The sequence below is a fragment of the Moritella sp. 36 genome (assembly GCF_018219415.1).
GTDB lineage: Bacteria > Pseudomonadota > Gammaproteobacteria > Enterobacterales > Moritellaceae > Moritella.
In genome coordinates, this window is record NZ_CP056120.1 from 2,911,346 (window position 1) to 2,937,549 (window position 26,204).

The window sequence follows — 26,204 nt, forward strand, 5'->3', positions numbered from 1 at the left end:
TTAACGATAATATCAACTATTAAATGTTCACAACGAAAAATAAGTGACCAATATAATCTACTATCGCGAATGAGATTCAGTAGTACGAGTATGGACTAAGTAATAAAATCAATCCAAAATATAAGATTGAACAGGGCCATCACCCTTAAATTATCAATTTCAATCAGTACCTTAAGTAATATGGACGTTTAAAGTACGCAGCATTATATTCGAGCACATGTCATGGCAGAGTCCCGAATAAATAAGGATATTAAATAAATGCAGCATATCACCAAAATACACTTACTGCTTTGCTTGTCATCAGCGAGCTTTATTGCCCAAGCAGCTGAGTCACATCGGCTCAATTTAAAAGATGCAGAAAGTATCGAAAGTCACCTTAATTTAGCGAGTCAACTTTCGCTCAGTGGCACTCAAAGCAGTCCCAACAGCTTTCAGCTATTACCAAAAATTTCCTCTCAAACGTTTACAGGCCAAAGCAAAACAAAAAATGCAGAGAGAACTCACAATAAGTATCAACAAAATTACTTAGGTATTCCTGTTTGGGGTCATCAAATAGCCGTTCATCGTGATGCTAAGAGTCAAATTTATGCCTTAAATGGCAAACAATTAAAGAACATTGAATTAGATGTTAAGCTTTCGGCCTCTGCATTAGCAAACACTAAACCAAGTGAAGAGTTACAAACAACGCTTATCGTTAAAGCAAAAACAAAATTTGGTTTAAGTGAAAACACCCAAGTATCCAACATTGAAATTAAAAATTACATTCACTTAAATGAACAGAACACAGCAATACTGGTTTGGTATGTCTCATTTAAGCTTGAAGATGACCAAGGTAACATCGCACAACCTATCTTATTAGTGGATGCCGATACCAAATTTATTATCGATTCATGGAATAACCTACAACACGCAGCTGCAACGGGGCCAGGCGGTAACGCGAAAGTGGGTCGATATGAATACGGTACTGATTACACAGCACTAGATATCACACAAGATGGTACCAATTGTTTACTCGAAAATGAAAACGTCCGAACCATTGATTTACAACACGGTTCAACTAACAACGACACCTTTGCTTTTACTTGTTCACGTAATGAATATAAAGAAATAAATGGCGCATACTCTCCGCTTAACGATGCTCACGGATTTGGTAATGCAGTCTTTGATATGTACAAAGACTGGTATGGCCTAGCACCTTTAACATTCCAATTAGTCATGAAAGTGCATTACGATAATAACTATGCTAATGCCTTTTGGGATGGTTCGAGCATGACCTTTGGTGATGGTGATAGTAGTATTTATCCTTTGGTTTCTCTTGATATTGTCGCACATGAAGTCAGCCATGGCTTCACAGACCAAAATTCAGACTTAATTTATAATGGCCAGTCTGGCGGTATCAACGAATCGTTTTCTGACATGGCAGGTGAAACTGCAGAGTTATTTGTACGTGGCAGTAATGATTGGTTAATGGGTGCAGATATTACCAAAGATGGGGGCGCGTTCCGCTTTTTTGAAGACCCAACTCTTGATGGTATATCAATTGGCCATGCAGATGACTATTATAACGGTATCGATGTACACCATAGTAGTGGCGTATTTAATCGTGCCTTTTATATTCTTTCAAACACACCAGGATGGAACATCAAAAAAGCATTCTCAATTATGCTTGATGCTAACCGATTTTATTGGACTCAATCAACAGATTTTGTCGATGGCGCATGTGGCGTAATCAACGCCAGCGCTGATAATGGGTATGACACTTTTGCCGTTATCGATGCTTTTACACAGGTTGGCGTTACATGTGACAATCTTCCTTTTCGTGATGAAGATAATGATGGCATGTCTGATTATTGGGAACAATCCTATGGTTTAGATTATACGACGCCAGCTGATGCAGCACAGGATCTAGACCAAGATGGTTTATCAAACTTAGATGAATACCTTGCAGATACTAATCCCACCATAGCCGACTCTGATGGCGATGGCTTAACTGATTATGAAGAAATATCAATTTATGGTACAGATCCGAATAATACAGATACAGACAATGACGAACTTCCCGACCAATGGGAAATTAGCGTTGGACTCGACCCATTAGATCCTAACGATGCACAACTCGATTCAGATTCTGATGGCGTAACGAATATTGACGAGTACTTATTAGGTACAGACCCTTTCGATTCAAACTCTACGCCTGAAATTGTCACAAACGCTCTCTTCGATTTTGAAGATGCAACGATACCAAGTCAATTAATTAATGTAGATAACAACTGGGGATTAGTCAGCGAGGTCCCGTCAACAGGCGCGTATTCACTCGCGAATAAAACCATTGCTGATACCCAAACTGCAGAGCTGCTCTGGAGTGCTTTATTTAGTGAAGGTACATTGTCGTTTGACTATAAAATAGATAGCGAACTCGACTATGACTTCTTTGAACTATATATCGATGAGCAACAAGTACTCCAAGCATCTGGAGACGAAGAGTGGAAAAATTTCAACCGCACGTTATCTTCTGGTCTGCATACGCTTAGTTTCCGTTATAGTAAGGACGGAAGTGTCTCACAAGGCGCAGATCGTGCTTGGCTAGATAATGTCGCATTCTACTCGACGGGTCGAGATAGTGATGATGATGGTATGACAGATTCATGGGAAATCAGTAATGGCCTTAATCCAAATGATCCAATCGATGCCAATACTGATTTAGACAGCGATGGTTTAGATAATTTGACCGAATTTCAACTCGGGACTTTAGCTAACAACGCAGATAGTGATAGTGATCAAATGTCTGATGGATGGGAAATATCGTATGGCTTAGACCCACTTAACAATCTTGATGCACTTGATGACTTAGATCATGATGGTTTTTCTAATCTTTCAGAATTTCAAGCAGGAACGGACCCAAGTGATGCAAATCAGCAGCCGCCATCGATTACAAATGTTTTATTCGATTTCGAAGACCTGCAATTACCACAAGGCTGGATTAGTGATGTCAATGCCAACGCAAGTTGGAAGGTCAGTCATGATGAAGCAAAAAATAGCAACTATTCATTAATGTCTCAAAATATAGAGCATCATCAGAATTCAACTATCATCTGGTTCGGGAATTTTAATGAAGGGGTTTTATCCTATGATTATAAAGTTGAATCAGAATTAAACTGGGATTTTTTAACCGTTTATCTTGATGGCCAAGCTATGACCAATATTTCAGGCGATCAAAACTGGTTAACACACACTGTCAATATTTCAGCTGGCAATCACACCATTAAATGGGTTTATCATAAAGATAGCAGTGTATCTACCGGTAAAGACCGCGCTTGGATCGACAACGTTAGTTTTAATTCAACTATTCAAGATAGTGACAATGATGGTATGCCTGACCAATGGGAATTAGACAATAGTCTGGATCCAAACGACCCAACCGATGCGTCACTTGACCCTGATCAGGATGGTCTTACCAATTTAGTAGAATACCAGATAGATTCTGACATCAACAATAGTGATACAGATGCTGACGGAGTGCCAGACAGCGAAGATAGCGCACCTCGCGATAGCAACGTAGGTGAGATGCAAGCGCCAACATTTAACGCTATTGCTGATATTCAGATTGAAGCAGAAGCGATATTAACGAACGTTAGTTCCCTCACCTTACCGCCTAACACAGTCAGTGATAATGGCAGATTACCTGTTCAAGTGAACCACAATATAACGGCGAACCTAGCGATTGGTGATCATAACATTATCTGGACTGCAACGGATCACTCAGGCAACACTGCAACAGCAACACAAATATTACGAATTAGAGATACTACTGCACCAGAATTTGATTCAACTCCACTCTATCAGGTCTCTAGCCAGGGTATATTTACAGATCTAACTCAACTGTTATACCTACAAGCAAGTGATCTTGTAGATGGTGATATTAATGCACAAATAACAACACCTTCTCTATTAAAATCGGGATTACACCTTGTTAACGTTCAGGCTGTAGATCAGTCAAATAATACGACGATGGCACAAGTTACTGTTGCCATCAATCCACAGGTTGAAATACCGGCTCAAATCCAAACTGCAATTGGTAATCAAGTCATCGTGCCCGTTTACCTCAATGGTGAGGCTGCGCAATATCCTGTGCAAATTGATTACACAGTAGCTGGATTAATAACACCGATACAATCGCAGTTAAGCATTAACCATGGTATGTCTGGTGAGTTAATATTCAATATCCCAGCGAACCACTCCGGTGACAGTATCACTGTCGGTCTAGACAGTGCGGTAAATGCACACATCGCCAGTGGCACCAGTCAAATATCACTAATTAGCGATAATCAAGCACCAAACCTGAGTGTTAATATTAAGCAATCGCAACAGGCTGTGACTTTAGTACAAAAAAGTCTTGGTTTAGCTTATCTTGATGTATCGGTCAATGATATCAATTTAGCTGACCAGCATACAGTTTCATTCGACCTTCCGAGTGAATTCGAAGCGGCACTCACACAGCAGAATGGGAACCGTATCGAATTTAACCCAGCGACGATCCCAACGGGTACTTATTCTATCGATATAACCGTGTCAGAAACGAATACTGCGGCACTGTTATATAATCAGTTAACAGTCCAAATTTTGGTCACAAATACACTACCAGCGTTAGGGCTAGAAGACACTGACAAGGATGGTATTAACGATCAAGATGAAGGTTATGCTGACACCGATGGTGATGGTATTGTTGACTACCTCGATAATAATAACAACACAACTCAATTACCCTTAAGTAGCAATAAGCTGCCCTTATTTGTTAAGACTTCAAGTAAATTATCACTTGGCGATATTAACTTACAAAGTAAAGGTTCCGATGCTGAGTTTGCAAATATTCATTTCAAGGATATTCCGGTAAATACCAATTCAATTCATGTTGATGAGCAACTATTAGCAAGTGCGTTAATCAATGTGCGAATAAGTAAAAAACCGAGTGGTGAATCGACGTTTATTGTGGTCCCGACAGAACCATTACCTGCAAATTCATTCTTGTATTTACATACTAAATTATCTGGCTGGTCAATACTCAGCACAGGCACGCATGACAATGTATCTTCTGCGCCATTCAACCTCAACGGAAATTGCCCCGAGATAATGCATGAAAGCTATGTATATGGCTTAAATCAAGGAGATGAATGTATATTAATCCAGATCGAAGACGGTGGTCATTATGATATAGATAAAGCCACGAATAATAGCGTATCTATCACTGCTGCTGTTTATCCTGAAATAGAAAATAACGCACCAAACGTGATTGTATCAGCACCGAGTACTGCATCAGAACTAACGAATATTATCATTGATGCATCAAGTAGTAGTGACATTGATAATGATTTACTTATTTACCAATGGATTTTACCTGACAGCATCGATATTCAGTTAACTAACATAGCCGCAGGTAAAATAAAGCTATCATTGCCCGAAGTAAGTCATGATACCAATACTGTTATAGAACTAGCAGTCAGCGACGGTCACACAGTTGTAAGACAAGCTCTTAATCTGAAGATCACGAATACAACGTTGACTCTTGATGATGAATCTTCAGGTGGTGCATTGTCGTTATGGTTCCTCTTAACGCTAGCTTCATTGTTATTCTTTCGTCAAAATGAAAATCGATAAAGAAACGGCTATATAAACCATAAGGCCCTGTTGATTAACATCAACAGGGCCTTCATCCGAGAGTGTCTTTCCTACCTGCTAAAGTACTGTGTATGCAAAGTAATAATTCAACGCTTTTTTTCACTAATTTATGCTTTAATTGATAGATAATAATTTGCATATCCATCTAACAGAGTTATGATCTGCCAACACCTATCATTTTAGAGCAGTAACTCTACTGCACCTCGACCTACAGAGAATGACAATATGGAAAAAGCTTGGCTAAACAGCTACCCTAGCGATGTACCAGAATTCATCGATGCATCACAATATGACAGTATTTTAGATATCGTAGAGCAGAGCTGTAAAAAACATGCAGATTCAATCGCCTTTTTGAACATGGGTGCAACACTGACTTTTCGTCAACTTGAAGAACAAAGTCGAGCTTTTGCTTCCTACCTACAACATGATCTTAAGATGCAGCCTGGTGACCGATGCGCAATAATGATGCCAAACCTACTGCAGTACCCAATTGCACTTTTTGGTATTCTTCGAGCCGGACTAATTGCGGTTAACGTTAACCCCCTTTATACTCAACGAGAATTACAGCATCAATTGGCGGATTCAGGCACAAAAATGATTGTTGCTATTACCAATTTTGGCGCTAATCTGGAAAAGGTATTACCGCAAACGAGTATCAAGCATGTGATCATGACCAGTATAGGCGATCAACTACCACAACCGAAACGTACCTTGGTTAACTTCGCGATTAAGTACGTTAAAAAAATGATCCCCGACTTTCACATTTCCAATGCAATTTCAATGCGTAGAGTCATAGCCACTGGACGTAAACGTTCTTATCACCGCCCCGCATGTAAACCTGAAGATATTGCATATCTACAATATACGGGCGGTACAACAGGCGTAGCAAAAGGTGCAATGTTAACCCATCGCAATATTGTCGCTAACGTATTGCAAGTTTTTGGTCAATTCTCCCCGCGTACACTTTTGTCTAATGATCACGTAGTTACTCCCTTACCGCTTTATCATATCTTTGCTAACTCAGTAAGCTTGATGTTTATAATGATGATCGGGGGGCGTAATTTATTAATTACTAATCCTCGAGATATGGACGGTTTTATCAAAGAACTAAAAAACTATCCTTTTACTACCTTTTTCGGCTTGAATACTCTTTTCAACGCGATGTTAAAGAATGAAAAATTCCGCGCATTAGATTTCAGCAGCTGTCGCTTTACCATCGCAGGTGGTATGTCAACCCAAGAAGATGTTGCAAAAGAATGGCAAAAAGTCACAGGGATGCCAATCATCGAAGGTTATGGTCTAACAGAATGTTCACCTGTTGTTTGTAGTGGTATACACACTCAGCAAGAATATACCGCGGGTATTGGCGTCCCATTACCATCAACAGAAATGCGTGTCGTGAATGATGATAAGCAGCCACTGGGAGTCGATGAAGTTGGCGAACTGCAAGTTCGAGGGCCTCAAGTTATGGCTGGATATTGGAAGCAGGAAGAAGCAACATCTCAATCAATTGATAGTGACGGTTGGTTTTCGACTGGCGATATAGCACGTATGGATAAAGACGGGGCTTTTTTTATTGTAGATCGTAAAAAAGACATGATTTTGGTTTCTGGCTTCAATGTTTACCCTGCTGAAATTGAAGAAGTACTTCGATTACATCCTGATATTGAAGAAGCGGCTGCGGTTGGCATCCCTCACCAAATCACTGGCGAGCAGATTAAAGTATTTATATGCAGTACCAATAAAACACTGACGAGCAAAGACATACAAACATTCTGCCGCCGTTATTTAACCGCTTATAAAATACCACGTAAGATTGAGTTTCGCGATACACTACCAAAAAGTGCCGTAGGTAAAATACTTAAGCGCGAGCTTATCACGGTATTAAAAGATTAATTAATGCTTTAAATACAACAAGGTACCCTCAAGCTTATATACCTTGTTGTATTTTATATTGTCACAGACAAACCGATCTGACAAGCTAAAAGCCTAACGTAATGACTAAACTCAACCAACTACTTATCAAGTTACTTTACATATCATTACACACTTTCACATAGGTGTAACAAAACCCCTGTACTCTAGCTGCAATAAAAACAACTAGATTAACCATTTACAGGGATTTATGATGATTAAAAATAGTGTATTAATGCTTGCGATTTCGAGCGTGTTTCTTAGCGCTTGTAACAACTCTTCAGCTGTAACTACGCCAGAAACAACCAAAGTTAAAAATGTAATCTTGATGATTGGCGATGGTATGGGGCCCCAACAGGTAGGTCTGTTAGAAGAGTATGCACAGCGTGCCCCGCTTTCTATTTATAACGATAAAGGCAATAAAACCGCATTATCAACATTCGCTGATGCGGGTCAGATGGGCTTATCGTTAAACGCCCCTTATGGGAGTAATGGTAGCCTTGTTGTTGATTCAGCATGCTCGGCAACTCAACTCGCGACAGGCGTCGCAGCTGGCTCTGAAATGATTGGTCTAGATAGCCAAGGGAATGTGGTCGAGACAATCTTAGAAAAAGCTAAAGCACAGGGTAAAGCAACAGGTCTAGTATCAGACACCCGTATTACCCATGCAACACCCGCCGCATTCGCAGCCCATCAACCACACCGTTCGTATGAAGCTAAGATCGCAGAACAGCTAATCGAATCAGGCAGTGTCGATGTGATGCTATCAGGCGGAACTCGGGTATTCCTACCCGCGGACATTAAAACCAACCAAGCTAGCCGTGATCAAATGGCCGCTTTAGGTATGCCTAACAGCCTTTACAAAAAATCAAAACGTAAAGACCAACGTAATTTATTATTAGAAGCCAAAGAACAATACGGCTACAACCTTGCGTTCGATAAAGACCAACTCGCCGCAGCTGAAGGCTCTAAACTACTGGGATTATTTGCCAACTCAGGTATGGCAGACGGCATTGCTTATACCGCATGCAAACAAGACAGCAGCTGCACACAACCATCATTACGTGACATGACCATTAAAGCCTTAGATATATTATCTAAAGATGAAGATGGTTTCTTCCTTATGATTGAAGGTGGGCAAATAGACTGGGCTGGTCATGTTAATGATGCGGGCTGGATGCTACATGAATTAGTAAAATTTGATGAAGCAGTCGCCGCGGTTTATGACTGGGTAAAAGATCGTAACGATACCCTTGTCATTATCACCGCCGATCATGAAACAGGTAGCTTCGGATTCAGTTATTCTCGTAATGACTTACCAGCAGCACAGCATTTAACTGGTAATGGCATGCAAGGTAAAGAATACAAACCTAACTTCAACTTTGGCGCACTTTCACAACTTGATAAACTGTATGCGCAAAGCGGTACTTTCTATGCAATGATGGATAAAGTCAGTGCAGATTGGGACTTCAAAGATAGCACAGGACAACAATGGGCTGATGCGATAAACAGTTACAGCGCGTTTAAAGTCACACCAGAACAAGCTGCACCAATTGGTTTACGCGAAGAAAATGAATATCATGTCGATGGTCATAAATACTTAAGCGCGAAGGCGTTCCCGAAAGTGAATGACTTTAAGGAGTTTTACGTATACGGCGACGAGATTCACGCAAACTTAATTGGCCGTGTATTAGGTGCTGCGCAAAATGTGGTGTGGGGAACAGGCACACATACAGCCTCTCCAGTACCTGTCTATGCATTTGGACCTGAGAATATCACCAAACAGTTTTCGACCATGCAACATCATGTTGAACTAAGTCAAAAAATGGCTGACGCATTGCTATAAGACAACACCTCACGGTAATACTGAACCAAGGTAAGTAAGGTTATGAACCAAACTCGTTTAAGGTACGCCTTAAACGAGTTTGGCTAATATCTGGTTTTTCCCTGAGTTTTTCACTTTGTACAACAATTTATCTGCCATTTCATACAAGGCTAACATATCTTTATCTTTATCTGTATCTTTAACCGTCACCATACCTAATGATATTGTTACACATGAATAACCATTATTCTCCTTATGCTGGATCCCTAAACCCTGCACAGCTAAACGAATATCGTTCACAAATTGCGATGCGGCGATTTCATCATCGGCATAAAATAACAAGGCAAATTCTTCACCACCTAAGCGGAATATATAATCATCAGCGCGTAATAACCTATTCTGTAGCAAATTAGAAATAATAACCAAAGCATTATCACCGGCTACATGCCCATAGTTATCATTGAATTTTTTAAAGTTATCTATATCAATAATAGCGAAGTTTAATAAACGATGGTGGCGTTTAGCCACACGTAAACTATCTGGAAACACAGCGTTGAACTTACGACGATTGTACAGTCCAGTCAATGGGTCTGTGAGTGAACACCTTTCTAAACGACGGTTATTTTCTAGTAACTCACGTTTTTTATTCTCCAGTTCAGTCACATCAAGCATTACGCCAACAACCCCTAGGATCTGTTGTTCATCAAGTACCGATGCTTTATAAAAAGTGAATATACGAATAGATCCATCGGCACATTTCACCGAGGTATCATAAACTTGCTGACCCGGATTGTTAAGTAATAATAAATCTTTAGCGTAAAAAATTTCAGCTAATTCACGAGGAATATATTCGCTTAAATCAAATAATGACCTGTTTATAATTTTGTCTTTATCAATACCTAAAATAGTCTGAGCAAAAGCATCATTACACTGTTGATATACGCCGTCGGTATTTTTATAAAACAGTGGGCTGGGAATAGTATCGACTAAAGTCTGTAATAACCTCTTCGACCTTAAAGATTCACTTGTTATTTGATTAGCGAGATCAAGTTGTCGCTGTAAATTTTCAGATTTACTTTCTAGTTTGACAACTTGTGCTTCTAATTCTTGGTAAGTTAATTTTTTTTTCATCGCACACCAAATAATAAGTAAATAATAATCGGAAACAATACGCCAATAATTTCAGCCGCTAATTACAGTATAAGAACACCTCGAAATTGGTAGTTTATTATACAGTGATATTCTATTAATTGGGTATTTCTATATTGAATTAAGTTGTATTATTTTAACTCAATAAACAAAGGGTCATGATCTGATGAGAATGCTATATCATTTAAAAAATCGTTGTCCTTATTTAATAATCGGCTTTCAGCCGCATTAATATGCCATACTTTTTTTACCACGACATCCGATAAAAGGTCAGTATTAACTAATATATAATCCAAACGACCCAATGCCTGAAAAGAGTAAGTCCAGCTATCGGTATTTTCACTTATAAATGGATCATGATAACCAAAACCATTATCCAATTTAAGGACGATTAAATGCTGACCAAGATAACTGTGTGTACTGCCCTTTATCTTATAATAAGCATAGCTCGCTTGTTCATAATCAGTTAACACTAACAGCGGGTCTTCTTTGGGATAACTGTTCAAATCACCCAGGATGATCTTATCCCCACCTTGCTTCGCTAATGACTGCGCCAATACACTCGCGGCTAACGATCTAAACCCTGCACAATGTCCCTGCCTATCTTGCTTTAATTTGGATCTTTTCCACTTCTGCTGTAAAGCTTTATTCTTACTACTATTGGTTTTTAACCGCTTAAGCATTGCTGAGCGTTGCTTATCTGCAACACATTTAGAACCTTTAGATTTAAAATGGTTAACACTAATAGTGAGTCTTTCTTTTTGATGATCACGGTCTCTCATAAAGGTGGGCGTTAATGCAGGTCGATGATAAGCATTACCCAAAATACTGCGCTGTATAGGCAGATCAATGACGCGAGTACTGACATGCTGAAGTTTAGATGGTCGATAAAAGCCAGCAACCGTTATCGCTCCTGAGCCTAAATAACGCCCTCGATATAAATCTGACTGCTCAGGTTGCAGCATTTCATACTGTTTATCTGGATCCTGTATTTGGCGATTGACTAAGCTTAATAACCGTTGAATCGCCGAGTTTTTACCAAAGCCATTGTTTTCTATTTCCATCAGACCAATAAAGTCAGCATCAAGTGTGACGATTGTTTTAACCAATTTCGTTTCTTGTCGGTGTAGCGCTAAGAGTGTTGTCGCCCCCCTATTTTGCCTTAATGGATTATGGGAGCCACCAGCGGCTGTATTAAAATAATTAAGTAAATTGAAGCTAGCAATACGCAAATGATGTGTCGTCCGCGGGGGTAATGTTTCGCGGTCACTAAAATGGGTAAACTGTATTTTAGAAACCGGATCATCCGTGACCAACCTAAATTCGCCATAACTAAATTGCAAAATACCCACAACGCCAGCAACCTTGTCATTAACACGTATATAATCAGATTTGGTTATTAATGTAGGTCGACCAGCTAGCTGTAAATATAAGCGCCGCTGTTTGTTATTCAGGGCATGTTGGTCGGCGAAAATACTGCTAGGAAAAGCAACCGTATTTGGATGAATATTTATCTGTTGATGACTAAGAATGATATTATAACGCTGCCAACGTCGATCGTAATATAAAGGCTTCGTCACGCGCATATCCGTCATATTGACCAAACGTACACGCATTCCCTCATAGCGTTCAAGGGTTTCACTAAAGTTAGCGTCAACTGTTGCAACAACGATATTGGTAGGCGCTACAGCCTTAGCATCGCCAAGCACGATTACTTCTGCTGTGGGATGTAATTGCGTCATTCCGTAATATTCTTCAACAACACCAGTCACGCATACACTTGTATCAAGCTTAATATTCGTCATGTCTGTCGTTCTGACAAAAATCCCTTTTGACGCGAGGCTCAACGTTGATTTATCTATTTGCTGCATGAAAAAACCCGCATTGCGACCCAGTTTCAACTTGGTAACAACCCCCCTAACAGTAAAGAATAAATCACTATGATATCGTTTACTTCCCTTATTTATCACATAAGGAGAGCGATGCCCCTCCCCTTGTAATTGACTAATCGAGTAATTCTCACCGATACAACTTATATTATTTTCATTCAATAATTCATTTGCATACACATCATTAAGCAACAATATTATGCTGATCATGTATGCAAATAAACGCCCTAGCATTCTATACATTTCTGCTTTAAACTCATGCCTATCAATCCTTTCACTAGACCCCGCGTCTGTATTGTATGAGTGTAGTTATTATGGATATAAAATCGCTTACTTCAGAACAAAGAAATTTAGCAAGTGCTAACCTAGATCAACTTTCAACATTAGAACTTGTTAAGCTATTCAATAGTGAAGACGAAAAAGTCACTCAAGCTATCAAACTTGAATTACCCCTTATTGCAGCTTCAATTGACATGATCGCGCACGCATTTCAGAAAAACGGGCGATTGATTTATATTGGTGCCGGTACATCAGGCCGTTTAGGGGTATTAGATGCATCGGAATGCCCACCAACATTCGGTGTAGGTAGTCAGCAAGTACAAGGTATTATCGCAGGTGGCGAAGCGGCAATGTTTAAAGCCCAAGAAGGGGCAGAAGATGATTTACATGCCGCGCAAGTTGATTTAAACCAGATCCAATTAACACCACACGATATTGTTGTTGGCATCGCCGCATCAGGTCGAACCCCCTATGTAATTGGCGGTTTAAATTTTGCCAATAAACTCGGCTGCGACACGATTGCAATAAGTTGTAATAATGACTCGCCAATAGCGGCCATTGCTAAAATTGCGATTACGCCAGTTGTGGGTCCTGAAGTACTCACAGGTTCAAGCCGAATGAAAGCGGGTACAGCCCAAAAGTTAGTACTCAACATGCTAAGTACTGGCGCGATGGTAAGAACTGGTAAAGTTTATCAAAACTTGATGGTTGACGTTAAAACCTCAAATAAGAAGCTAATTACACGTAGCGAAAACATCATTATGGATGTAACAGGTGTAGAGCGTGAACGAGCACAAACATTATTGCTTCAAGCCAACCAGCATGTAAAATCGGCTATTTTAATGGAATTAAACGGCGTTGATTACGATACCGCAACTCAACAGTTAGCTGACAATCAAGGTTTTTTACGTCAGGCTTTAACGTCTTAGTCTTAATTACTGTTCAGGTGTTAGGCTTAGTGAATATATATTCCCTGCGCTTAACATATTTTTGCGTTGAATCATGTTCAGCACAATATAATACAAATCCGGTAACTAATAACGCTGTTGAGACACGTTTACCTTTTTCTAATAGTGAATCAATCAATATATCACTGGGTCTATGAATACGAGCCACCGTAATATGCGGTAGATATTTACGCTCCTCGACGCTTATTCCCCGATGCAGCAATACCGCAGTGATGAGTTGATGAAGGTCGGTCAGCGCCGCACTTGGCATAATATTAGTGACAAAAATTGTTTTATCGCCATGTGATTTGAAACATTGACAACCAGAAACCGCCAACACAAAGGGGTCGACATTGACGGATATCAATTCGAGTTCAATGGCAGTCGCTTCTGCTTCAGTGACATTACCGATAAATCGCAGCGTTATATGTTTCGTATCCTGAGCGACGCTCTGCCCTGTCGTCGGAACAAGCATATTCAATTCACGATCAACATCATTCGGGACTTCTATGGCAGTAAATAATCTTGGCATACAACACCCATGGAACACGCGTGGTTATCATAAGGCTAACAACTACCTTACTTACTAATTATATACATCAGTTCAACTGACTGCCTGTTTTTCATAGTGCCGATCATAATCCTGCATACACTCGCGAGCATTTAATGATAATATCTCCCGTATTACGAGGCCAAATTGACCTCTCGATGGATTTTAATGAGATTAATGATATGACAGAATTACAAGTGACAGACCTCGTGATTGGTGAAGGTAAAGAAGCCGTGAAAGGCGCTTTAATCATGACGCAATACCGTGGATTCTTAAATGACGGAACCCAATTTGATTCGTCTTACGACAAAGGTAAACCGTTTCAATGTGTCATTGGTACTGGCCGTGTTATTAAAGGTTGGGATCAAGGTATTCTAGGTATGAAAGTAGGCGGTAAACGTAAACTATTCGTCCCATCGGCACTGGCTTATGGCGAACGTCAAATGGGCTCAGTGATCCCTGCGCATTCAGATCTAAGCTTTGAAATTGAATTGTTAGAAGTGCTAACTCGCGACGACTAATACAAAAAAAGACATTCATATCGATAAAGCTATCGTTATGAATGTCTTTTCTTAATATAATTATCACCCAGCTATTACTCGCCACACCTCTCTACCGTATCAATAGCATCACCAATAACAGCGTAGTTAACTCGCTGGCAATAACTTCTTCAACAAGCTCTCACATTGTGCTCTGTTCATCAGTTTCGGTACAGGGTATTCACAATACGCTTCTTTCACTGCACGTTTAGCCAGTTCAGGGATGTCATTAGCTTGAAGCTCTGGGAAGTCAGCTTGAATATTCAAGGTTTTATTCAATGCCTTCACACCGGCAACAAATTTATGCGCCGCTTCAATTTGACTATCATCGCTCGTCGCAAGTCCTGCGGCAATAGCCAATTCCGCATAACGACACAATGCATTTTCAAATGAGAATTCAAGTACATGCGCTAAGATCACAGCATTCGCAAGGCCATGAGGAATATGGTAATACCCCCCCATTTGATGCGCAATCGCATGCACATAACCAATCGATGCACGGGTAAAGGCAACACCGGCATTAAAGCTCGCAATAGACATTTGGCGTCTTGCTTCTACATCGCTGCCATCTGCATATGCTTTTGGTAGGTTGGCGAAAATACGTTTTACCGCATCATAACCATACGCTTTCGTTTGCTCTGTCGCGTAACAACCAATATAAGATTCAACCGCATGAGTTAATGCATCAATACCAGTTTCAGCGGTGATTTTAGGCGGTAGTCCCAGCATCAATAATGGATCGAGTATGGCAACAGCTGGCACCAAGCTTGGGTCAACAATCGTAAATTTTTGTTTTTTATCCGGGTCTGTTACCACTGCAACAACCGTCGCTTCAGATCCTGTCCCCGCCGTCGTTGGTATAGCTATAAATGGCGGTAAAGCTTTACGTACGCGTAACAACCCAACTAATTTTCTCGCATCGACATTCTTAACCGCCGCGGCAGCAATGCCTTTAGCACAATCCATCGGAGAACCACCACCTAATGCAATCACGCTATCACAGCCGTTTTGTTTATAACGCTTCAAGCCAGTAGCAACTAATTGCAATGTTGGATCAGGAGTTACTTCATCAAACAGGAGGTAGTCAATACTTGCAATATCTAGCGCATCCGTTAACTGTTTTGCAATACCAAGTTTAACAAGCATCGCATCGGTGACAATCATAGGTTTAGCGCCGCCGAGTTCTTTTAATGCTACGGAGGTTTGTGCGACAGCGCCTTCACCTTCAATAAGTTTAGGTAGCGGGATTGGTATTAACTTATTAACTTGTCCGCGTATTTCGATAATGGTTTGATGTAGCATAAGTCTCCATTTAAATTTTTATTACATACATAAACAAGTATTACTTATTACCCGAGCCTAACCCTGTTAGTCTCAAATAACCCGATTAAGAACTTGTTTCGCTTTCGAAAGCATTATTATGGAGTTTACATCACTTTGTTAAAATTAAAGTACTAATTTAGTTTTGACTTTATTATTAGTTGTTTTTATTCACTTCAGGTTAAGAGTTAAGAGTTAACATTTATTTTCATTTTCGTCTAACAGCAAGTTACAACCTTTGCTATCACATTCTTCGCTATACATACCAAACTGCGAACATTCAGAAGACAACGCATTGACCGTGGATATTGTCGCGACCTCTGCTAATTTGTCTGCCAGTTCACTATCACGATGCGTCTTACATTCTTTTTGCTTGATTAACTTAAATGCCAGCATAATAGAAGCAATACCAAAGAAAACAGATCCTAGCGCCTGACCAATTAATATGCCTTTAACGCCCGCGATCTCGGCACCAACAAGGACAAATGGGATCGTGCCGAGTGTCGCTTTACCCATATTAAACCAAGTCGAGTATTTAGGTTTACCCAAGTTATTAAAGCTTGCATTAGCAATAAACATCATGCCATTAAAAACAAACGTCAGCGCTAATAAACGGCAAAACAAAGTAACTACTTCAACCGCATCACCGGTCAGATTAAACCCGCTGATCAAGTAATCTTCGAGCAAATACAGAATTAAAGAAACAACAACCACATAACCGGCGCAAAACCATAACGCATCCTTTAGACTTTTACGTACGCGTGGAATTAATTTAGCACCATAGTTTTGTCCTAAAATAGGGCCAATCGCCCCAGATAACGCGAAGATCATTCCAAATGCAACCGGTAGAATACGGTTAATGGTGGCATAACCGGCCATAAAGCTATCACCAAATTCCGCAATAGTACGCGTGACAAACGCATTACCGATTGGCGTTGCAATATTCGTAAGCATTGCTGGTAGCGCGATCGCCATAATAAATGGCAATTGCGCTTTAAAATTAATAACATGCCAACGACCTAATAGCTTGTGCTTTGAATAGACCCCATAAAATGACAGCGCGAATACAGCGCAACGGGACAGCACACTCGCGATAGCCGCACCTTCAATCCCCATGCCTAACGTAAAAATGAAAATAGGATCTAATATCGCATTCACTAAACCACCGCCAATCGTTGATAGCATAGATAATTTACCATCACCGACTGCACGTAAACTCGCACCCAGTGACATAGCGATCGACATTAACGGCATCGACGGGACTAAAATTTGTAAATACACGGTACCTAAACGTAACGTCTCGCCTTTTGCACCCAACAAGCTCAACAGCGTTTCAATATTAAACCAAGTCAATAACATGATGATCAGTGATACAAAAATCGTCACGACACTGATATTCGTCACATAAGACTCTGCACTCTCACGCTTCCCCTGCCCTAACGCTTTAGAAACCAACGCCCCCATCGCAATAGACAAACCAATTGAAATTGAGGTGGTAAAAAAGGCCACGGTACCCGCATAACCAACAGCCGCAGCTAAATGTTGTTCGCCAAGTAAACTGAGATAAAAAAGATCGAGTAAATCGACGAGGAAAAGACAAGTTAAGCCAATAGCACCTGTAGAGCTCATATAAATGATATGAGATAACGTAGAGCCTTGCGTGAATTTAGCGGTGGTCATAAGATATCTGAATAATCAATGAGGGAATATAGTTACTATTAGTAACATTGTGCCGTGTGTATCGCAATACAGAAAGTAAAAGCTAATATAATGGTGTTTCTTCAAACAACCACATCTTATTAGCAGAAGTTGATACCCATAGAGATTGATCCCCCCATTCTTCAACTTTCCAAATGACACGTTTTTCTGTGATTTTTTTACTAAATTTGTCTTTCATAATACGATTTAAAGGGATGTTATCTATCGTTCTATTTTGCATAATTAACGCGGCGGTACCGACGTTGTTATCAAAACTAAGCGTAAAATCACCGCTACGGCTAATAAAATTATTTTTTGTATCTGATTTATTTGAATATAATATGGAGCCTTTATACTCCCCTTCATATGTTTTATCTTTAATCTTGAATTCTTTAAATCCGCTTTTGACCTGATTGTTAAAATCGAAAATAAAGCGCACTTTATCCGTTATCGTGAGTTGTTCATCTACAAACATATAGTTAGTCGAGCTCATCATCACCCCTGTAAATAGCGGGAGCCCACCTTTAATTTTTTGCTGTGATGAGAACCACTCTTTCACTTTATTAGCCGCAATATTCTCTTCATAGGCCTGTAATTCTAATACTTTGCTTATAGTACTGTCACACATAATGGCATTATTACTTAATGGGCAAGCTAGAATATAAGTTTTATTATTGGTTATAAAAGAAAATACCTTACTTATAGTTGGTATTTTATCAGAGAACATTTCAATCATAGCTTTTCTATCTTTGTCTATATTCTCATTTGAGATAAATGTAAGGTAGTTGCCATTATGCATATATGTTATTTTAGGAGACAAGAAACCCAATTCTTCATTATAAATTTCACTGTGTAGAAACTGATCATAAAGTATGTAGGAAAATAGTAAACAAATGAAAAATAACAGTATATTTTTAGCGTTGACCTTATAGATAGAGTGCGCTTGTAAAGACAACGCATTTTCCGATAATAGCTCCGCATTTTTAACGGTATAGCCCTGATTGAATACAGTCGCAATAACATCATCAGCGCCACATAACGCTAATTTTTTCCTTAGCGAATAAATAGCTTGTGTTAAAGATTGATCGGTTACTTCCAACCCTGGCCAACCTATAACCTTCAGCTCTTCTTTAGAAACAACTGCACCATTTTTGCTACATAACAAATCAATAATTTCTTTTTCTGATGAACTTAATTTCTGCATACCTTCCGGACTTTTAAGCTTCGCTTTTATTTTACAAAAAATGACATTGTTTGAAATTTGGTATGTCATGAAAGGAACCTTCTATCAGGATAATGAATTAACATCATAATAATTAACATCTTATATGCCAATTAGCATATATAACCTGAAAAGCTAAATATTGCTATATATTTCTTATTGAGTACTTAATAAAGATGAATGTTCTTATTGAATGTTTAATAGGGGTGAATGTTCTAATGTAAATAATCAACATTTGAATAGTGTCTACAATTGGAGATATTTTGTGATCTACAATGCCAAAGATAATTTTATATTTCCTTCCCCCTGCTTGTATATTAAGAATGCGATTAACTGTGTTAATTAGTAATAACATAGCGTTTTATACATATTTAAAATTAAAATAAAATCCTTATAAATCAGCGGTTTTATACTCATAAATAACAATAAATATAAATGGAAATTTTGATACATATAAAATTTCGATCTGTGTTCCAAAAATAATCATATCGCTCTGGCATATTCCAATCTCTAAAACGGAATAGTATTTCCAAAACTATTAAAAAAATGATATTTATCTAGAGGAAACAGACAAATGAAAGTGAAAACAACTAATAAACGACTACGTGGCTTCAAGATTAGCTTACTTGCTTTATCTGTCGTAGGCTCAACATTATTGCACGCACAAACCGTAACTGAAATTCCTCCACTTGATTATGATACGATCCAAGGCGATTTTGAAGGTGACTCATTATTCCTTGATACAGGCTCAGATACATCCTTACTTTCAACTACGGAGTGGTATCAAATTCAAGCCTATGCAACGGCGGCCATCGCATTACCAAAAACAGAAGCGTCTTTACGCACATTAACAAAGTTCCCTACTAATGATAGCTTCACCTATGAATATCAGAGTTTATTAACTGAATTTATCAACATTAATCAGTCAGGTCATGATTGGAATTCAACCATTTATCCAGGTATTGTTGATTTAGCGTTACAACTTGCAAACTACGGCGATATACACCCACAACTTATCCAGCCCTTGATGGATCAACTTAGCCAGCTACAACAAAACGCCTTCGCGTATAACCTTCCCGCTGCAGCGACAAATCGCGATGCAGCACTTTCATTTTTAAATGTATTAAAGAACTTTACCCATATACAGCAGCAAGCAACAACGAAAGCCGTTGAGAATTTAAAGCAGTTTGCAGCCGATGTTGAAGCACAAAAAGCACAACTTGATGTTATTGAAGGCGATTTTTCAACATTATTAAGCAGCGCTACTATTAGTACGTTAAGAGAGAACATCCGTCTGTTAAACGATGAAATAGCAGGTTACAGGAGCGATCTAAGTGAAGCGAAACGTAATATTGGCCTCTGCGCAATAGGAGGTCCGCTTGTTTTAACTATTTGTGGCAGTATTGAAGGCGCTAGAAAAGTCAGGTTAGATAATTTGATTGAAGATGTAAACAATCAAATAAATGCGGCAAATGCAAGTTTAGAACATGCGGTTAACCTTGCCGCGTCTTACGAACTCGCTCATTCAAACATCGATGATATGCTGACACATATTGAAAATGCATTACCTCAGCTTAAAAAAGTGCAACTGCATTGGCAAGGTCTAGAAAGTGATTTCGACTCGCTCACCACATCACTAAATTCATTAGACAGTGAAGAAGCCTTACGTAATGCTAACTTAGTGGTCGCTGGTATTGTAAGTAGTCCACTGGCTGGCACCGTAGGGCCTAAATGGCTCGAAATAAGCAATAAAGCAAAACAATTTGCGCAGAACGCTTATGTGATCATGGAATAGAAGTATTTATTAATATTTGTCTGGCTCTATTTATCTAACGCTATGCGGGGTTAGATAAATAGCGGTAACGACCTATATCGACTCAATCAATATTATCCATACTTCTATGATCATAAGGACATAAGATGAAGATTTTAAACCATTTTATAATTATTCTCAGTTTGTTATTTAGCGTGAGCGTCAGCGCCACGGACTGGCTTAATTATTATAAGCTTGCACAACCTAAAAATTTACCGGAGAGCGTCACTAAAAAAACAATTAGCAATGATGGACAGACTTATTTAGCTTCGGGAATGTTGTTAAATTTGAGTACCATTTTAAATGATTATTCATTAACCAGCGGGGCCAATAAACCCAATGTGATCGTAATTGTTGCAGATACACTGGTTGTTACTGAAAGTGTTATCACAAACTTAACGAATCAGCGCTTATTTATATTTGCGAGAAACATTACCGGTGATAAAACCGTCACATTGAATATAGATGCAAGAACGCCAAACTCAGTCAGCTTGGGAATATTTGCAAAAAACATCAATGATAATATAAACGTGATAACCCTACTCTCGTCTGGTTATGAGTTTGATATTGCCGTGCCGGTAACGGATGGTTTTGGTGAAATTTATACTATCTCAGAAACGGGATATAACAAGACCGTAATAAAGAATGAAATAGACGGCTTGATCGCAATTGATAGTAGCCCATACTTAGCTGTTTTTAATCATTCTTTTGATATGGCAGCATCTATTTTTGATAACGCACCAGAACTTAGCGTTGCAATGCTTGACTGGGTTGAAAGCGTATTAAGGTTCACGCCGGTTACAATTGCTAACGACGTAGAATTAAAGTCACTCTATTTACAAGTATCAAACTTAAAGCAATTCATTCAACTCTCTTACAATAATCCTAATTATGTGCCGAGCTTAAACCATGATATGTATGAATATACCTATGCGAGTTATTTAGCTGCAATGGGCGCTTATGAAGACAAATATCAGAACTATATTGATCGAAATATCGTGCTTGCAGATCGTAAGCAGTTTGCCCAGCTCATGCTTGAAGATTTGCAAAGCGTCAGTAATGCTGAATTTGCGATTATTGAAAGGTCCGTTAACCAAGTCAATCAGTTAAGACAGTCGCTTATTAAGCAAACGACTAACTATCAAGGCCAAGATACCAATATACTTAAAGCTCAAATTGCGTTTAGACAAGGTTTAGAGATTTTTGAAGACCGTGCAACCATACAAACCGTATTTGATGTAGTCAGTGCAATTGCCAATGCCGGTACCGCGATTGCAGGTTCTGCTGGCGGTGATCCGAGTGGTTTAATTAAATTTATAGCGACTCTACCTGACTTAGGCACAAAAATAATCCTGTTAAAGAAACAATTAGATTATATTGCGAAAAAACAGCGTGAGATTCAAGAATCACTAGCTGCTGTCGACTCTTTCTCTAACGATGTTAAATATCAAGTTGTGGTCGATGATATCGCGAAATTCTATAATTCGATCCAGCATACAGTACCAACACTGGAAGCATCGAATCTAGTGTGGGATGAATTCCTCATTGATGCTCGTGCTAACTTTGCGCCAGTGATTAGTGCGGGAGTTCCAGGAGCTACGCCATATCTTGCAGAGCTAGAAAGGCTTGCAGCGCAAGCAAAAGCGATTTCAGCAACAGAGATTAATTTGGCTCAAGAGTTATCAAGACAGATTGATTTAAGAATTGCGAGCCAAGTTAATGCGGCGAATATCAACCGGGTATCAGCGCTTATTCAATCAATTGATGACGATGCCAGTGCAGTTAACGCGTTAGAAGACGCATTTTTCAGAACCTTGAGTAACCTTAAACGCCCTATGTTTATCGCCCTTGCCAATTACCAGTCTGCGTTTGCTTACTGGTCTTTAGAAGAGAGTGTTGTCACGCCGTCGTTAAACAAATCATTTGCTGCTTATACGCGAGATCTTGCATTTATGCGTGAGCAGGAAGCGGCAAGTTTGGATCGATTTTACCCTCGTCCACAAGACTTCTCGTCGATTAGTCATAACATTAGTGACATAGATAAGTTAGCCGAATTTAAAAATACCGGTATTTTACATTTCACCTTACCCTTAAATAGCAGCATATTTGCAGATTTCGACAGAGTAAGACTAGATGAAGCCAGTGTATTGATAGAGGGAACTGAATTACCGACAGGTTTGTATAATATTGACCTGCTATCGAGTGGTACTTATCAAGATAGAAGGCATCAAGATAATTACACTTTTACAGCCACCCCATTGTTTAGAAGAATCATTTACAATTTGGTAAATAGTCAAACACAAGAAGTGAATGTTCTGACAAGTGGCGCTATCGCATCTGATTATGCGTTAAACTATTTTATGCCAACTCCTTTTACAACTTGGACCATAAAATTAAATAACGTTGAAAATATCGACCTGAGTACAATAAATAATATTAAAATTAGCTTTTCTGGAAATGGAATTCCAACTTTCTAGGTCAACAACTTTGTGTATTACATAGCTAAATACAGAAAGCAAAAAGCCGGTACTTAAATGAATAAGTACCGGCTTCTCTAATAGATGGCGGAGGAGGAGAGATTTGAATAATCAATGAAGGATATAGTTACTATTAGTAACATTGTGCCGTGTGTATCGCAATACACAAAGTTAAATCGATCATATAGCTGATGATACAAATACGTATAGTATCTATGCATTTGTATGAATAATTAAAAATATATATCATATGTAAAGTTATTGTGGAAACATCTAATTTTCATACCAACTATTTTAATAATCATGATCTACTGTAATAAAAGGATTTATAAACAAAATGAATATGATAGCTAAGGCAGGTATAGTCGGTCGAATCGCAACGGTGACTAATTTTGTATATAAGACATTTTTTGGTGACCCAAAAGATGCAAACGAAGCATATCTCAGAGTGCATCCAACAATCAGACTAGCAGTTAAAGAGTTTGGAAGGGATTCCAAAGAAGTTCAAGGCTTATTAGATATGTTAGGGGAATTATCCCCTGTAGGGGCAAAAAGAAGAAACTTCATTCGAAGATATGTAACGCCTCTAGATGGTTGGTTAATGCTTCCTCACAACCCAGACAATATTCCGTATGGTTTTTGGCATTAATATGGAGTTAACAATATGAAAGAGGCTATTTTTTGGAAATTAATGCTACTTTTATTAGTATCTTCTAGTGCATGGGATTTATATTTAGCTTTTTCCGAACCTGAAATTTTACAACCAGCTTATCCGTTAACTGTTTCTATATTTTCTTTAAGCTTAGATTTAATTACCGTAATGGTTTGTTTAGGTTTAATTTTAAAAAAGTATATTTTAAACCAGTCTTTTTGGTTTTGTATAATTTTGGTCCAAATGGCCAATACTATAATCGTATTTTATTTTGAATTTACTACAGGCGGGTATACTGTTAATGAATTTCTGATATACGGAAATATTGGTCTCTTTGTTGCAACCTTCTTTATGTCTCCACTGGTTAGGTACTATTATTTAGTGAAAAAAATACCCTAAACTAAACCCGAGTAAACAGCCAGAAATTAATAACACTGTAGATAAGCAAAAAGCCGGTACTTAAATGAATAAGTACCGGCTTCTCTAATAGATGGCGGAGGAGGAGAGATTTGAACTCTCGAGGAGCTATTAACCCCTGCTGGTTTTCAAGACCAGTGCATTCGGCCACTCTGCCACCCCTCCGCAGCAATGAACGAATAGTATAGAAGTAGACTTTAGTTGTAAATATAAAACTAACGTCAGATCTAATGACCGTCGCCATTTGAAACAAAATGTTCACAAATAAGGCTTATGTATAGTTTTCATTCACCTAGTTACAGTAATATAAACCCTCAAACAACAGCGACTCAGTATATTTACTGTCTATTAATGATGTTATCCGTATAATGACGACATTACTCCTAATACAATGAGAACCCCATGAAAGAAACAAATCCAATATTGACGAAATTCTTTGCTGACGCAAAACCTAGCCAACAAGTTTGGGGTTTACAAGACAAGTCAGGTGAAGATTGGGTTGTTTGTGATTCCATTAACTTTGAAGACACAGATGCAATGCCGCTTTGGTCTACTCAAGCATTAGCGCAAGAGCATTGCTGTGATGAATGGAAAGCGTTTAAACCAACGGCTATCTCGGTATCTGATCTACTTGAATTTTGGATTGAAGATTTAAACGAAGATAACGTAATTGTTGGCCTTAACTGGGTATCAGAAGGCGAATGTGCAGAACTTGAACTAGCAGAGTTCACACAATTAGTTGTGGATATCGAAGCGCTTTAATTCTTCGTATTTATACGTATTACATAAAGTGCTTATCTGATACCAGTTAAGCACTTATTCCGTTAACCTCCCGCACGTTATCTGTATTAAACTAACGAAAACATCGACCAATCACAGAGCATATCGAGTGTTGTCTCAATTTCGGGTGTCGTCTTCCAAAGCACGCCAACCGCTATTACCATGCCTAACGCCAATAACTTGCTGTTCAAATATACTAGCTTCAACGCCGTACCAAATGAACGCTTTATCTTAATATTCCGTAAGTCCACACTGTACATTTCATCTAACACTAAATGTATAAAGCCACCCAGAAATACAAAGCCACCAGACAACCAAGCAAGACTATCCGCCTTATCAGAATCGATACCATCGATATTCGCAATGACCTGAGTCGTGATGAGTCCACATAAAACTAAAAACAATAACGAGTGACAGCTTCCTCTATGCACGGTTAAGCGTTCAAAAATCGTCCTGAGCCCGTACTTCATGACCCCATAAGTCACCACAGGTATCGCGATAACTTCAACGAAACTCAACTCACCAAAATACGCACTCGTCATGTAACGCATAATGATCAAAATAACAGCAAACGCAAAGATGTTGAATATGGTATCAAGAGAGGTCGAATTATCCGAATCAATATCTGGTAACAATCCACCAATCGTCCCTAAGAACCAAAGCCAAATCGCGGTATTAAGTTCTATGTGGCCAGCCGCAACCAAGCTTGCAGAAGAAACACCTGTTAATAGGGCTGCAACGTTGAGGTGTGTATTAAAATTTGCCATTTTCATCTTTCATAATAGAGTTTAATGCTGCCATTATATGATAGATAACAATAAATTAATCATATATTGGAACAAATTTATTCAAGACACATAAAAGCCCTATGATCAGAAATTCAATCTAAAACCTCTATCCAAATTAGCCGTTTAGCTATGCTAGATATAGCACTCGACACGACTATACCCTAAGGGGTAGAATTAGCGTTAATTATTCAACCTTAGACGAGTAAAAGATGAAAGTGTTTGATTGTTGTGAGCGTATGAAAGCGCTTTATTTGCTTAATTAGGAATACCTC

At 38.9% G+C, this 26,204-nt stretch carries 17 protein-coding genes and 1 tRNA gene; 10 read left to right on the forward strand and 8 right to left on the reverse strand.

Annotation, left to right across the window (positions count from 1 at the left end):
- Window positions 1–258 precede the first annotated feature (258 nt).
- The 3 genes from HWV03_RS12870 to HWV03_RS12880 all read left to right on the forward strand — a co-directional run bounded on the left by HWV03_RS12870 (window position 259) and on the right by HWV03_RS12880 (window position 9,433).
- A complete protein-coding gene (locus tag HWV03_RS12870) occupies window positions 259–5,652 on the forward strand; it encodes a M4 family metallopeptidase (protein WP_211676266.1) in 5,394 nt (1,797 codons plus the stop codon).
- Between the two features lie 246 nt (window positions 5,653–5,898).
- The gene (locus HWV03_RS12875) at window positions 5,899–7,569 is read left to right on the forward strand and encodes an AMP-binding protein (RefSeq protein ID WP_211676267.1); all 1,671 of its coding nucleotides are present in this window, start codon (window positions 5,899–5,901) and stop codon (window positions 7,567–7,569) included.
- Between the two features lie 232 nt (window positions 7,570–7,801).
- Window positions 7,802–9,433, forward strand: coding sequence for an alkaline phosphatase (locus HWV03_RS12880; protein WP_211676268.1), 1,632 nt, complete (start codon window positions 7,802–7,804; stop codon window positions 9,431–9,433).
- Between the two features lie 69 nt (window positions 9,434–9,502).
- Here HWV03_RS12880 and HWV03_RS12885 read toward each other — a convergent pair whose 3' ends face one another.
- Both HWV03_RS12885 and HWV03_RS12890 read right to left on the reverse strand, forming a co-directional pair.
- Window positions 9,503–10,543 (reverse strand): GGDEF domain-containing protein, encoded by a 1,041-nt coding sequence (locus tag HWV03_RS12885; RefSeq protein WP_211676269.1) that lies wholly within the window; start codon window positions 10,541–10,543, stop codon window positions 9,503–9,505.
- Between the two features lie 149 nt (window positions 10,544–10,692).
- Window positions 10,693–12,660 (reverse strand): ExeM/NucH family extracellular endonuclease, encoded by a 1,968-nt coding sequence (locus HWV03_RS12890; RefSeq protein ID WP_255546801.1) that lies wholly within the window; start codon window positions 12,658–12,660, stop codon window positions 10,693–10,695.
- A gap of 104 nt (window positions 12,661–12,764) precedes the next feature.
- Here HWV03_RS12890 and murQ point away from each other — a divergent pair, with 104 nt between their 5' ends.
- Window positions 12,765–13,658, forward strand: a complete 894-nt coding sequence (gene murQ / locus HWV03_RS12895; RefSeq protein WP_211676270.1) for an N-acetylmuramic acid 6-phosphate etherase — start codon at window positions 12,765–12,767, stop codon at window positions 13,656–13,658.
- Window positions 13,659–13,671: 13 nt separating this feature from the next.
- On the opposite strand, the gene thpR is transcribed toward murQ, so the two are convergent.
- Window positions 13,672–14,208, reverse strand: a complete 537-nt coding sequence (thpR, locus tag HWV03_RS12900) for an RNA 2',3'-cyclic phosphodiesterase (protein ID WP_211676271.1) — start codon at window positions 14,206–14,208, stop codon at window positions 13,672–13,674.
- A gap of 200 nt (window positions 14,209–14,408) precedes the next feature.
- On the opposite strand from thpR, the gene HWV03_RS12905 reads away from it, so the two are divergent.
- Window positions 14,409–14,747 (forward strand): FKBP-type peptidyl-prolyl cis-trans isomerase, encoded by a 339-nt coding sequence (locus HWV03_RS12905; protein WP_211675848.1) that lies wholly within the window; start codon window positions 14,409–14,411, stop codon window positions 14,745–14,747.
- 126 nt (window positions 14,748–14,873) lie between these two features.
- Here HWV03_RS12905 and HWV03_RS12910 read toward each other — a convergent pair whose 3' ends face one another.
- The 3 genes from HWV03_RS12910 to HWV03_RS12920 all read right to left on the reverse strand — a co-directional run bounded on the left by HWV03_RS12910 (window position 14,874) and on the right by HWV03_RS12920 (window position 19,056).
- Window positions 14,874–16,067, reverse strand: coding sequence for an iron-containing alcohol dehydrogenase (locus HWV03_RS12910; RefSeq protein WP_211676272.1), 1,194 nt, complete (start codon window positions 16,065–16,067; stop codon window positions 14,874–14,876).
- A 213-nt stretch (window positions 16,068–16,280) separates the two neighbouring features.
- Entirely contained in the window at window positions 16,281–17,765 is a 1,485-nt protein-coding gene (locus HWV03_RS12915) for an MATE family efflux transporter (protein WP_211676273.1), read from the reverse strand.
- Window positions 17,766–17,847: 82 nt separating this feature from the next.
- Window positions 17,848–19,056, reverse strand: coding sequence for a winged helix-turn-helix domain-containing protein (locus HWV03_RS12920; RefSeq protein ID WP_211676274.1), 1,209 nt, complete (start codon window positions 19,054–19,056; stop codon window positions 17,848–17,850).
- A gap of 523 nt (window positions 19,057–19,579) precedes the next feature.
- Between HWV03_RS12920 and HWV03_RS12925 the strand changes: the two genes are divergently transcribed.
- The 4 genes from HWV03_RS12925 to HWV03_RS12940 all read left to right on the forward strand — a co-directional run bounded on the left by HWV03_RS12925 (window position 19,580) and on the right by HWV03_RS12940 (window position 24,346).
- Complete coding sequence (locus HWV03_RS12925; protein WP_211676275.1) at window positions 19,580–20,800, forward strand: alpha-xenorhabdolysin family binary toxin subunit A; 1,221 nt, start codon at window positions 19,580–19,582, stop codon at window positions 20,798–20,800.
- Window positions 20,801–20,925: 125 nt separating this feature from the next.
- Complete coding sequence (locus tag HWV03_RS12930) at window positions 20,926–23,295, forward strand: hypothetical protein (protein ID WP_211676276.1); 2,370 nt, start codon at window positions 20,926–20,928, stop codon at window positions 23,293–23,295.
- Between the two features lie 337 nt (window positions 23,296–23,632).
- A complete protein-coding gene (locus tag HWV03_RS12935; RefSeq protein ID WP_211676277.1) occupies window positions 23,633–23,944 on the forward strand; it encodes a hypothetical protein in 312 nt (103 codons plus the stop codon).
- 15 nt (window positions 23,945–23,959) lie between these two features.
- Window positions 23,960–24,346, forward strand: coding sequence for a hypothetical protein (locus HWV03_RS12940; RefSeq protein ID WP_211676278.1), 387 nt, complete (start codon window positions 23,960–23,962; stop codon window positions 24,344–24,346).
- 92 nt (window positions 24,347–24,438) lie between these two features.
- On the opposite strand, the gene HWV03_RS12945 is transcribed toward HWV03_RS12940, so the two are convergent.
- Window positions 24,439–24,529, reverse strand: a tRNA-Ser gene (locus HWV03_RS12945).
- A gap of 237 nt (window positions 24,530–24,766) precedes the next feature.
- Here HWV03_RS12945 and HWV03_RS12950 point away from each other — a divergent pair.
- Window positions 24,767–25,126, forward strand: coding sequence for a DUF2750 domain-containing protein (locus tag HWV03_RS12950; protein ID WP_211676279.1), 360 nt, complete (start codon window positions 24,767–24,769; stop codon window positions 25,124–25,126).
- A gap of 86 nt (window positions 25,127–25,212) precedes the next feature.
- Here HWV03_RS12950 and HWV03_RS12955 read toward each other — a convergent pair whose 3' ends face one another.
- On the reverse strand, window positions 25,213–25,911 hold the full coding sequence (locus HWV03_RS12955) for a metal-dependent hydrolase (RefSeq protein WP_211676280.1): 699 nt from the start codon (window positions 25,909–25,911) through the stop codon (window positions 25,213–25,215).
- Between the last annotated feature and the right edge of the window lie 293 nt (window positions 25,912–26,204).

Bases quoted from the DNA above. Each gene is read 5' to 3' on its own strand.
- HWV03_RS12870 (WP_211676266.1), top strand. From the start codon at position 259: ATGCAGCATATCACCAAAATACACTTACTGCTTTGCTTGTCATCAGCG.
- HWV03_RS12875 (WP_211676267.1), top strand. From the start codon at position 5,899: ATGGAAAAAGCTTGGCTAAACAGCTACCCTAGCGATGTACCAGAATTC.
- HWV03_RS12880 (WP_211676268.1), top strand. From the start codon at position 7,802: ATGATTAAAAATAGTGTATTAATGCTTGCGATTTCGAGCGTGTTTCTT.
- HWV03_RS12885 (WP_211676269.1), bottom strand. From the start codon at position 10,543: ATGAAAAAAAAATTAACTTACCAAGAATTAGAAGCACAAGTTGTCAAA.
- HWV03_RS12890 (WP_255546801.1), bottom strand. From the start codon at position 12,660: ATGATCAGCATAATATTGTTGCTTAATGATGTGTATGCAAATGAATTA.
- murQ (WP_211676270.1), top strand. From the start codon at position 12,765: ATGGATATAAAATCGCTTACTTCAGAACAAAGAAATTTAGCAAGTGCT.
- thpR (WP_211676271.1), bottom strand. From the start codon at position 14,208: ATGCCAAGATTATTTACTGCCATAGAAGTCCCGAATGATGTTGATCGT.
- HWV03_RS12905 (WP_211675848.1), top strand. From the start codon at position 14,409: ATGACAGAATTACAAGTGACAGACCTCGTGATTGGTGAAGGTAAAGAA.
- HWV03_RS12910 (WP_211676272.1), bottom strand. From the start codon at position 16,067: ATGCTACATCAAACCATTATCGAAATACGCGGACAAGTTAATAAGTTA.
- HWV03_RS12915 (WP_211676273.1), bottom strand. From the start codon at position 17,765: ATGACCACCGCTAAATTCACGCAAGGCTCTACGTTATCTCATATCATT.
- HWV03_RS12920 (WP_211676274.1), bottom strand. From the start codon at position 19,056: ATGACATACCAAATTTCAAACAATGTCATTTTTTGTAAAATAAAAGCG.
- HWV03_RS12925 (WP_211676275.1), top strand. From the start codon at position 19,580: ATGAAAGTGAAAACAACTAATAAACGACTACGTGGCTTCAAGATTAGC.
- HWV03_RS12930 (WP_211676276.1), top strand. From the start codon at position 20,926: ATGAAGATTTTAAACCATTTTATAATTATTCTCAGTTTGTTATTTAGC.
- HWV03_RS12935 (WP_211676277.1), top strand. From the start codon at position 23,633: ATGAATATGATAGCTAAGGCAGGTATAGTCGGTCGAATCGCAACGGTG.
- HWV03_RS12940 (WP_211676278.1), top strand. From the start codon at position 23,960: ATGAAAGAGGCTATTTTTTGGAAATTAATGCTACTTTTATTAGTATCT.
- HWV03_RS12950 (WP_211676279.1), top strand. From the start codon at position 24,767: ATGAAAGAAACAAATCCAATATTGACGAAATTCTTTGCTGACGCAAAA.
- HWV03_RS12955 (WP_211676280.1), bottom strand. From the start codon at position 25,911: ATGGCAAATTTTAATACACACCTCAACGTTGCAGCCCTATTAACAGGT.